Consider the following 9725-nt stretch of genomic DNA (forward strand, 5'->3'; position numbering starts at 1 on the left):
TTGCCTGCCATGTTTCTTCGACGCCTCCTAGCCTGCCTGCCGGCCCTGCTGCTGCCGGTGCTCGCGCATGCCGCTCCGCCGCAGGAGAAGACGCCGCTGACGCTGGAAGAAGCGGTGGCGAAGGTGCAACAGGACACCGGCGGTAAGATATTGTCGGCTGATCCGCGCAAGTTCGGCCGGCGGACCGAGTACCGCATCAAGGTGCTCACCCCGGAAGGCCATGTGCGGACCATCTCGATTTCGTCCGATGCCCCGCGTGAGGGCACGGGCAAACACCCGGCCGGCAACGGCGCAGGCAAGAAGGAGAAACACTGATGCGCATCCTTTTGGTCGAGGACGAGGCGCCCTTGCGCGAGACCCTCGCCGCGCGGCTGAAGCGTGACGGCTTCGCGGTCGACGCCGCCCAGGACGGCGAGGAGGGCATTTACCTGGGCCGCGAGGTCCCGTTCGACCTTGCGATCATCGACCTGGGCCTGCCCAAGATGTCGGGCATGGAACTGGTCAAGGCCCTGCGCGAGGCGGGCCAGCGCTACCCGATCCTGATCCTCACCGCACGCGGCTCCTGGCAGGACAAGGTCGAGGGCCTGAAGCACGGCGCCGACGACTACCTGGTCAAGCCGTTCCACGTCGAGGAGCTGCTGGCGCGCATCAATGCGCTGGTCCGCCGCGCCAGCGGCTGGTCCAAGCCGGTGCTTGCCTGTGGCCCGATCAAGCTGGACACCACCGCGCAGACGGTGACCGTCGAGGGCAAGCCGGTCGACCTGACAAGCTACGAGTACAAGGTGCTCGAATACCTGATGCTCCACGCCGGCGAGCTGGTCTCCAAGGCCGACCTCACCGAGCACATCTACCAGCAGGATTTCGACCGCGACTCCAACGTGCTGGAAGTGTTCATCGGCCGCCTGCGCCGCAAGCTCGACCCGGAGAGCGCGCTCAAGCCGATCGAAACCGTGCGCGGCCGTGGCTACCGCTTCGCCATTCCCCGCAGCGACGGCGACGACGACTGAGTCCCGGGTCCATGGTCCTGCGGCGGCTCCTGAGCATGCACGCCTTGCGCCGCCCGCAGCCCACGGGCGGTCGCTGATCCATGTTCGCGCCCCGTCCGTTTTCGCTGGCGGCGCGCGCGGCCATTGCCACCGGCCTGGTGCTGGCCGGCTTCCTCGGGCTGGTCGGACTGACGCTCTCGCGGGCCAACCACGAGACCGCGCTCAACAACCTGCATGACCGGCTGCAGAACTACGTGATCGCCTACCTGGCCGGCAGCGAGGTGTCGCGCTACGGCAAGGTGCTGCTGCCCGATGCGCCGCCCGATCCGAGCTTTTCACAGCCAGGCTCCGGCCTTTACGCGGTGGTGCTGGGCGACAAGGGGTTCCGCTGGGAGTCGTCCTCGGCGATCGGCCGCGACTTCGCGTTCCTCAAGACGCTGGACCCCGGCGAGAACCGCTTCGCCGGTCCGATCGACACGCGCATGGGACGGCTCTACTACTACGCGCTGGGCGTGGCCTGGGACGTGCCCGACAAGAAGCCGCTGCGGCTGACCTTCATGGTGGCGCAGACCGAGAGCCAGTTCGAAGGCGAGAACGCGGTGTACCGGCGCACCCTGGTCGGCATGCTGTCGATCCTGGGCGTGATGCTGATCGTGTTGCAGTTGCTCTTGCTGCGCTGGAGCCTGACCCCGCTGCGCAAAGTGGCCACCGACATGGCGCGGGTGGAGCGCGGCAAGAGCGATCACCTGGACAGCCAGTATCCGCTCGAGCTGATCCCGCTGACCGACCGCATCAACGCCTTCATCGACTCCGAACGCGAGCAGCGCACGCGCACCCGCAACACGCTGGCCGATCTCGCGCACAGCCTGAAGACGCCGCTGGCCGTGATCCGCTCGCGGCTGGAATCCTCCGGCAACGAACCGACCCTGCGTGGCGACGTGCTCGACCAGGTGCGGCGCATGGACGAGCTGGTCGCCTACCAGCTCGCCCGCGCCGCGACCTCGGGGCGGCAGACCTTTGCCAGCGCGGTGCCGATTGCCGGTCATGCCGAGGACCTGGTGCGCAGCCTGGAAAAGGTCTACGCAGCCAAGAACGTGCTGTGCGAATTCGAGATGGACGAGGGCGCGGCGTTCTACGGCGAGCAGGGGGACCTGCTGGAGCTGATGGGCAACTTGCTGGAGAACGGTTTCAAGTGGGCCGGCCACCGCGTGCTGCTGGTGGTCAAGTCGCAGCCGCAGGCCGGACGCCAGCGCCCGGGCCTGTGGCTGAGCGTGGAGGACGACGGTCCGGGCATCGCCGAAGACCAGATCGAGAAAGTGCTCCAGCGCGGCGTGCGCGGCGACGAGCGCGTGCAGGGTCACGGCATCGGCCTGTCGATCGTACAGGACATCGTCAAGGCCTACCGCGGCGAACTGGTGGTGGACCGCTCGCCCGAGCTGGGCGGCGCGCGCTTCAGCGTGAACCTGCCGGCGAGCTAGCGTTGCCTTAGCCGCTCTCCCTCATCGGGAAAAGTGCTTGATGGAACGCTCGGAAAATGCCCATCCAGGCGACGTCTGTCGCTTGCGATCGCCATACGAAGGGCGCGATGGGGGCGAATCGCCCTCAGCTCGGCCCTCTCCCGGCAGGGAAAGGGTGCTGATCCGCTTACTGGATCGAACCGGGCAGTAGCGACTGCCAGCCCAGGCTGCTGTGATGGCTGGCGCGCGGGTGCGCCGTCGGGGCACTGCCGCCACCGCCACCGCCGTCGCTGTCGTCGGCACTGTCGCCGGCGGGGCCGGGCAGGGTGCAGTCGCGGTTGGTGCCGGACGCGTCGCTCGCCGCGCCGCCACCGTCGTGGCTGCCGCTGTCGATGGTCGCGTGCGGGGCGGTGGGGTCCTGGGTGGACACGCCCATGGCCGACGCGGTGCCCACGCTGGCGAGCGCGAACACGCATCCGAACAGGCAGCGTTTCAGTTCCATGGTGACCAACCCCTTGATCCACCAGCCAAGGTCCCGGATCGTCGCAGAAACGTGAGGGGGAAGCCAGTGCCCGGCGCAAGCGGGTGCGCCAGGCGTGACAGGGCGCCGGAAAGGCTAGAATCTCCCGATGCGCGAGACCCCTTTCCCCACCCGCGTTGCCGGGTCCGACCCAGGAGCTTGCGGCTGATGCAGGCACAACATCTGCTGGCCGCCCTGGCCTCGGGCGAGGCCGTCTCCGGCGCCCAGCTCGCCGAGCGCGCGGGCGTCACCCGTGCGGCGATCTGGAAACAGGTCGAGACGCTGCGTGCGCGTGGCGTGCCGGTCGAGGCGCGCGGTGCCGCCGGCTACCGGCTGCCCTGGCCCGTTCAGTTGCTCGATGCCGGGCGCATCCGCGCCGCCCTGCCGCGTGCCTGCGCCGCGCGCCTGGGCGGGCTGGAAGTGCATTGGGAGCTGGATTCCACCTCCAGCGAGCTGCAGCGCCGGTTGGCCGAGGCGCCCGACCTGGGCATGGTGCTGGCCGAGACGCAGACCGCCGGGCGTGGCCGGCGCGGACGCAGCTGGCTGTCGCCCCCCGGGCTGAATCTGTACCTGTCATGCCTGAAGCGCTTCGACCGTGGCTTCGCGGCGCTATCGGGCCTGTCACTGGCAGTGGGCACGATGGTGCTGCGCGCGATCGACTCGCTCGGCATCGAGGGCGCGGGCCTGAAATGGCCCAACGACGTGCTGGCCGGCGGCGGCAAGCTTGCCGGCGTGCTGGTTGAACTGAGCGGCGAATACCAGGGGCCGTGCGCGGCGGTGATCGGCGTGGGCCTCAACCTGCGCCTGACCGAGGCGTTGCGCGAACAGGCCGGGCAACCGGCCTGCGACCTGGCCACGCTGGCGACGGAGCTGCCCGATCGCAACCTGGTGGCGGCCCGGCTGATCGCCGCGCTGGTCGAGGGATTGCGCGAATTCGAGCGGCACGGTTTCGCGCCTTTCGCCGCCGATTACGCCCGCCACGACCTGCTCGCCGGACGCCCGCTCAAGCTCAGTGGCGCGCAAGGGCATTTCGAAGGCGTGGGCGCCGGTGTCGACGCGCGCGGCGCGCTGCAGGTGCGCCTGGCCGACGGCGAGCTGCGCTCGATCGACAGCGCCGACGTCACGGTACGTCGCGCATGAGGCTCCTGCTGGACCTCGGCAACACGCGCCTGAAATGGGCGTTGGAGGACGACGGCCGCTGGCATGCCCAGGGCGCGTCGGCCTGGAACGAGGACCTGGCCCTGCTCGCCTCCACCTGGGAGAGCTTGCCGGTACCGGCGGTGGCCTTCGGTGCTTCAGTGGTCGATGGCGGGCGCGAACAGGCGGTGGCGGCGCAGGTGCGCGCGCTGTTCGGGCGCGAGGTGACCTGGATGCGCACGCCGGCGACGGCCTGTGGCGTGCGCAATGCCTACCCGGAGCCGGGACGGTTGGGCGTGGACCGCTTCCTGGCGATGGTCGCGGCCCGGGCCGCGGGCGCGGGCGATTGCGTGCTGGTCGGCGTCGGTACCGCGCTCACCCTGGATGCGCTGGCTGCGGATGGCCGCCACCTCGGTGGCCTGATCGCCCCCGGTCCGCGTCTGATGCAGCAGGCCCTGCTCGGCGCCACGGCGCAGGTGCGCCCGCGCAACGACGGCGTGCTGGTCGATGCCGCCGACAACACCTCCGACGCGGTGGTTTCCGGCTGCTGGCACGCCGCCGCCGCACTGGTCGAACGTTTCGTGGACCGCATGGCGCCCCGCTTCGGGCAAGCGCCCGCGGTGCGGCTGGACGGCGGTGACGCCGCGGGCCTGGTGCCGTTGCTGGACCGGCCCGTCACCATGGTCGAACACGGCGTACTGCATGGCCTGGCGGTGTGGGCACAGGCACAGTCGGGCACCGCCGCGACGCCCTAAGATGTGCGTCCACCCGGGGGGAGTCCGATGTTCCTGCGCCTGCTGTTCGTCCTGCTGATCGCGCTCAATATCGCGGTGGGTGCCTGGCTGGTACTCGGCCAGGACGATTCGCACGGACGCAGCGTGACCGATCCGGGCGTGCCGATGCTGCACCTGCTGTCCGAGCAGACCGCGCCACCGGCGCCCGCCGCCAGTCGGCCGCTCCCTGCGGCCGCGGCCCCGGCGCCTGCTGCCAGCGTCCCGGTCGCGCTGGAAACCCGCTGCCTGGCGGTGGGTCCGTTCGATACCCCGCAGGACCTGCGCAACGCCCGCACCGCGTTGATGGCCCCCGGCGTGCGCATGCGCTCGCGCCAGGAGCAGACCACCGAGACGCGTGCCTGGTGGGTCTACCTGCCCGCGCCGGGCACCCGCGCCCAGGTGCTCGCGCTGGCGCGCCGGCTGGACGCGGCGCAGGTGGGCGACTACTTCGTCATGAGTTCCGGCGACCAACCCAACGCCATTTCGCTGGGCCTGTTCAAGGACCCGGCGAACGCGCGCAAGCGCCGCGACGAGGTCGCCGCCGCAGGCTTCCCCGCGCAGATCCAGGAGCGCACCGAACAGGTGCCCGAATACTGGCTGGACCTGGTGGTGGCCGACGGCGCCCGCTTCGACTGGCACGGCCGGGTCCGCACGGCGGGCATCGGGTCGCACAGCACGACCTGTTTCTGACGCAGGCGGGCTCGATCCCCGTCCACTCCTCGCTTCCAGAGGCGCGGCTTCACGCCACCGCGCCCGGCTCCCTGCCGTCCAAGGGGAGGGGTGGGGTGGGTGCCCGCCAAGCGCCTCCACGCCCTGCCTGCTAGACTCCATGGCCTCTCAAGGCCGGCATAGCTCAGTTGGTAGAGCAACTGATTTGTAATCAGTAGGTCGCGGGTTCGACTCCTGCTGCCGGCACCACCGCGCGCCAGCGCGGGCATCCCACCGGACGGACGAGGCCTTATGACCCAGCAGACAGTCAGCTTGATCGGCGTACCCACGGACATTGGCGCAGGCCATCGCGGCGCCTCGATGGGGCCGGAGGCGTTGCGCGTGGCCGGGCTGGGCGAACGCCTTGCCGCGCGCGGTCTGAAGGTGATCGATCGAGGCAACCTGCAGGGTCCGCTCAATCCGTGGCTGCCGCCGGACAACGGCTATCGGCACCTGGACGAAGTGGCGACCTGGAACATGGCCGTCCATACGGCCGTACGCCAGGAGCTGCAGGCCGGGCGCATCCCGGTGATGCTCGGCGGCGATCATTGCCTGGCGATCGGATCGATTTCCGCGGTCGCCGACCACTGCCGCGACCAGGGCAAGAAGCTGCGCGTGCTGTGGCTGGATGCCCATGCCGACTTCAACACCTCCACTGCGACGCCCTCGGGCAATATCCATGGAATGCCGGTCGCCTGCCTGTGCGGCAACGGCCCGGCCGAACTCGTCGGTATCGGCAACCACACGCCCTCCACCACGCCGGACGTGTTCCGGCAGATCGGCATCCGCTCGGTCGACGAGGGCGAGAAGAAGCTGGTGCGCGAGTCGGGCATGAAAGTCTTCGACATGCGCCACATCGACGAAGTCGGCATGAAGCGCACGATGGAAGAGGCCCTGGCTGGCCTCGACGACGACACCCACCTGCACGTCAGCTTCGACGTCGACTTCCTCGATCCGCCGATCGCGCCGGGCGTGGGCACCACCGTGAGCGGCGGCCCGACCTACCGCGAGGCGCAGCTGTGCATGGAGATGATTGCCGACACCGGCAGGCTGGCTTCGCTCGACATCGTCGAGCTCAACCCGGCCTACGACGTGCACAACCAGACTGGCGACCTGGCGGTGGAACTGGTCGAGTCGCTGTTCGGCAAGTCCACGCTGATCCGCTGACCGCCCGCGCCGGGCTGCGTCGGCACCGCGCATACCGGCCCGCCCTGCGAACGCCTATCATCGACCGGCTGGCGGCGCGTGTTGCCGGCCGTGTCCCCGTATCCAGAACGAAAGAACCATGAACCGAACCCGCGTCCTCACCGGCATCACCACCACCGGTACCCCGCACCTTGGCAACTACGCCGGCGCCATCCGCCCGGCGATCGCCGCCAGCCGGCGCGAGGACGTCGATGCCTTCTTTTTCATGGCCGATTACCACGCGCTGATCAAGAGCGACGATCCGGCACGCGTGGCGCGGTCGCGGCTGGAGATCGCGGCGAGCTGGCTGGCCTGCGGGCTGGACCCGGAACGGGTGACGTTCTATCGGCAGTCGGACATCCCCGAAATCCCGGAGCTCACCTGGCTGCTCACCTGCGTCACCGCCAAGGGCCTGCTCAACCGCGCGCATGCCTACAAGGCGGCGGTCGACCGCAACGTGGAGACCGGCGAGGACCCGGATGCCGGCGTCACTGCAGGCCTGTACATGTACCCGGTGCTGATGGCCGCCGACATCCTTGCCTTCGACGCGCACACGGTGCCGGTCGGCCGCGACCAGATCCAGCACCTGGAGATGGCGCGCGACATCGCGCAGCGCTTCAACCACATCTACGGCCAGGAGTTCTTCGCGCTGCCGGAAGTGCAGATCGAGGAACAGGTGGCCACGCTGCCCGGCCTGGACGGCCGCAAGATGTCCAAGAGCTACGACAACACCATCCCGCTGTTCGCCGGCGGTGCCAAGGCGCTGCGCGAGGCGGTGATGCGCATCGTCACCGACTCGCGCCTGCCGGGCGAGCCGAAGGACCCGGAAAGCTCCTCGCTCTACACGCTTTACCGCGCGTTCGCGAACGATGCCGACGCCGCCGCGTTCCGTGGTGCGCTGGAGTCGGGCCTGTCCTGGGGCGAGGCCAAGCAGGCACTGTTCGAATTGCTGGAGGCGCAGATCGCGCCGATGCGCGAGCGCTACGACGCGCTGATCGCGCAGCCAGCACACATCGAGGCGATCCTGCAGGAAGGCGCCCGCAAGGCGCGCGCGATCGCCACGCCGAAGATGGCGCGGCTACGGGACGCGGTGGGGCTGGGCAGCCACGTGGTGGCGACCAGTGGCGCTGCCACGGCCAAGCCCCGCGGTGACAAGCCGCCGCGCCTGGCCAGCTTCCGCGACGAGGACGGCCGCTTCCGCTTCCGCCTGTTCGCGGGGGACGGCGAGGAGCTGCTGCTCTCGCGCGCCTTCGACGATCCGAAGGCGGCCGGCGCGGCGCAGAAGCAGCTCAAGCAAGCCGGTGGCGCGGCCAGCCTGCGGGCAACGCCTGCGGGCGTGGTGCTCGAGCTCGACGGCAGCGAGGTGGGCAGTACGCCTGCGTTTGCCGATGAAGCGAAGCGCGACCAGGCGCTGGGTCGGCTGCGCGAGGCGCTCGACCAGCTCGCCAGCGAAGCGTGAGGGACGCCCATGCTTCGCTATCTCGCGCTGCTGCTGCTCGCGCCCTGGTTGCTGGTGCTGGCCTGGGCCTATTTCACCTATCCCAAGAGTCTGCCGCGCACGGCCGCGCGCCGCGCGTTCGATTGGCTCGCGCTGGTGCTTGCGGCGCTCGCGGCAGCGGTGAGCGCCGGTTGGGGCTTCGAAGCTGCGCCGCCGCCGCAGGTCGACGCCTTCGGCCGCGCCAGTGGCGCGATCTGGCAGCAGGTGCTGCCGGCCTTGCTTGGCTACGGCGCCTGCGTGGCGGTGCTGGGACTGGCGATGCTTTTCCGCTATCTGCTGTGGCGCCGGGCGCGCCGGTGAGCTCCTGATGACTTCCGACAAGCTGCACATCCAACTGGCCCGCCTGTTCGAGCGGCACGAGGTGGAACTCGAGCCCGACGAGGACTGGTTGCTGACCGATGGCGACTATCCGGCGCTGCGCGCGCATTGGCAGGACGCCTCCGCCACGGGCGAGCCGGGACGACTGGACGTCGATCTGGTGCTCGAAGAAGAGCGCCAGCTCGAGCTCAGCTACGCCGGCACCGGGCAGGGCGAGGCGGGCTGGCGCGATGCGCTGGATCGCTTCGCGCGCAGCGACCTGCCGGTATTGCTGGCCGCCTGCTGGTACGTCACCGACGAGCGCAAGCTGGATCTGGCGCAGTGGGAGATCGGCCTGCGCCAGTGGGACGCCTTCATCGGGCGCGTCGTCGTGGAAGGTGCGGACGTCGACGTTCCGGCCGGCGCCATCGCCAGCGTGGCGGACGCGTTGAAGAGCGAATCGCTCGGGCCGCACCTGCACTGGATCCGGCTGTTCCTGCGCCGCACCGCCGATGGCACGCTGGCCACCGAGGTGCTGCTGGACAATGCGCCGTGGCCGGCCGGCGATCGTGCACTGGCGTCGCTGACGTGGCCGGGGGCCGCGCAGGCGTACGACGTGCGCAACCTGATCGCGCTGGACGTCCGGGATTACTGAGCCTCCGGCGCCGGACCCAACCGCTCGCGGACTTTCTGTAGGAGCGCACCTGTGCGCGACCGCCATGCATCACGGTCGCACACGGGTATCGGTCGATGCCGGGGTTGCGCTCCCTGCCTACTCCCAGCTGTTGAGATGCGGCCCGAATCGCTCGCGCTGCTTCTGCACCACGCAGAAGCGGTGGCCGGTGGGCGCCTGCATTACCCACCAGCGCTCGCGGACGAAGGCGATGGCGCGTGCGCCCAGCGCTTCCAGGCGAGCCACTTCGCCGTCGAGATCGTCGGTTTCGATATCCAGGTGCACGCGGCTTTCGTGCGCGACCTTCTGCAGCAGGATGATCGGCTCGTCGTCGGCGGTGGCGAGTGCGGCGTAGCGGCCGTCGCCGTCCTGGTCGGCACCCTCGACGGGCTTGCCCAGCGTGGCGCTCCAGAAGCGGATGGCCGGCTCCAGGTCGTCGAGCTGGCAGTCGAGCACGATGGTGCTGAGGCGGCTGTGGTGCATGGGGACCT

The 9725-nt window shown here is 69.9% G+C and carries 12 protein-coding genes and 1 tRNA gene; 11 read left to right on the top strand and 2 right to left on the bottom strand.

Annotated features, from left to right (window positions below):
• Positions 1-9 precede the first annotated feature (9 nt).
• The 3 genes from ACFWZU_RS00290 (at position 10) to ACFWZU_RS00300 (ending at position 2464) form a co-directional block, all read left to right on the top strand.
• Complete coding sequence (locus tag ACFWZU_RS00290; RefSeq protein WP_439699803.1) at positions 10-315, top strand: PepSY domain-containing protein; 306 nt, start codon at positions 10-12, stop codon at positions 313-315.
• Positions 315-1007, top strand: a complete 693-nt coding sequence (locus tag ACFWZU_RS00295) for a response regulator transcription factor (protein ID WP_209615474.1) — start codon at positions 315-317, stop codon at positions 1005-1007. The genes ACFWZU_RS00290 and ACFWZU_RS00295 overlap by 1 nt, the downstream gene beginning before the upstream one ends.
• 80 nt (positions 1008-1087) lie before the next feature.
• Complete coding sequence (locus ACFWZU_RS00300; protein WP_439699411.1) at positions 1088-2464, top strand: ATP-binding protein; 1377 nt, start codon at positions 1088-1090, stop codon at positions 2462-2464.
• Positions 2465-2630: 166 nt separating this feature from the next.
• On the opposite strand, the gene ACFWZU_RS00305 is transcribed toward ACFWZU_RS00300, so the two are convergent.
• Positions 2631-2945 carry a hypothetical protein gene (locus tag ACFWZU_RS00305; protein ID WP_439699412.1) on the bottom strand — a complete coding sequence of 105 codons (315 nt, stop codon included), beginning with the start codon at positions 2943-2945 and terminating at the stop codon, positions 2631-2633.
• Between the two features lie 186 nt (positions 2946-3131).
• On the opposite strand from ACFWZU_RS00305, the gene ACFWZU_RS00310 reads away from it, so the two are divergent.
• From ACFWZU_RS00310 to ACFWZU_RS00345, 8 genes are all read left to right on the top strand, one after another.
• On the top strand, positions 3132-4103 hold the full coding sequence (locus ACFWZU_RS00310) for a biotin--[acetyl-CoA-carboxylase] ligase (protein WP_439699413.1): 972 nt from the start codon (positions 3132-3134) through the stop codon (positions 4101-4103).
• Complete coding sequence (locus ACFWZU_RS00315; protein ID WP_439699414.1) at positions 4100-4855, top strand: type III pantothenate kinase; 756 nt, start codon at positions 4100-4102, stop codon at positions 4853-4855. Before ACFWZU_RS00310 ends, ACFWZU_RS00315 begins: the two co-directional genes overlap by 4 nt.
• Before the next feature lie 27 nt (positions 4856-4882).
• A complete protein-coding gene (locus ACFWZU_RS00320) occupies positions 4883-5563 on the top strand; it encodes an SPOR domain-containing protein (RefSeq protein WP_439699415.1) in 681 nt (226 codons plus the stop codon).
• Positions 5564-5715: 152 nt separating this feature from the next.
• Positions 5716-5791 (top strand) — tRNA-Thr (locus ACFWZU_RS00325).
• A gap of 42 nt (positions 5792-5833) precedes the next feature.
• Positions 5834-6748 carry an arginase gene (gene rocF, locus ACFWZU_RS00330; RefSeq protein WP_439699416.1) on the top strand — a complete coding sequence of 305 codons (915 nt, stop codon included), beginning with the start codon at positions 5834-5836 and terminating at the stop codon, positions 6746-6748.
• Between the two features lie 118 nt (positions 6749-6866).
• Positions 6867-8225, top strand: coding sequence for a tryptophan--tRNA ligase (locus ACFWZU_RS00335; protein WP_439699417.1), 1359 nt, complete (start codon positions 6867-6869; stop codon positions 8223-8225).
• Positions 8226-8234: 9 nt separating this feature from the next.
• Positions 8235-8564 carry a hypothetical protein gene (locus tag ACFWZU_RS00340; protein ID WP_439699418.1) on the top strand — a complete coding sequence of 110 codons (330 nt, stop codon included), beginning with the start codon at positions 8235-8237 and terminating at the stop codon, positions 8562-8564.
• 7 nt (positions 8565-8571) lie between these two features.
• Positions 8572-9216, top strand: a complete 645-nt coding sequence (locus ACFWZU_RS00345) for a DUF6348 family protein (protein WP_439699419.1) — start codon at positions 8572-8574, stop codon at positions 9214-9216.
• Positions 9217-9333: 117 nt separating this feature from the next.
• Here the strand turns inward: ACFWZU_RS00345 and ACFWZU_RS00350 are convergent, their stop codons facing one another.
• On the bottom strand, positions 9334-9717 hold the full coding sequence (locus ACFWZU_RS00350) for a VOC family protein (protein WP_439699420.1): 384 nt from the start codon (positions 9715-9717) through the stop codon (positions 9334-9336).
• Positions 9718-9725: the final 8 nt, after the last annotated feature.

This window comes from Frateuria sp. GZRR33, assembly GCF_051900425.1.
Lineage (GTDB): Bacteria > Pseudomonadota > Gammaproteobacteria > Xanthomonadales > Rhodanobacteraceae > Frateuria_A.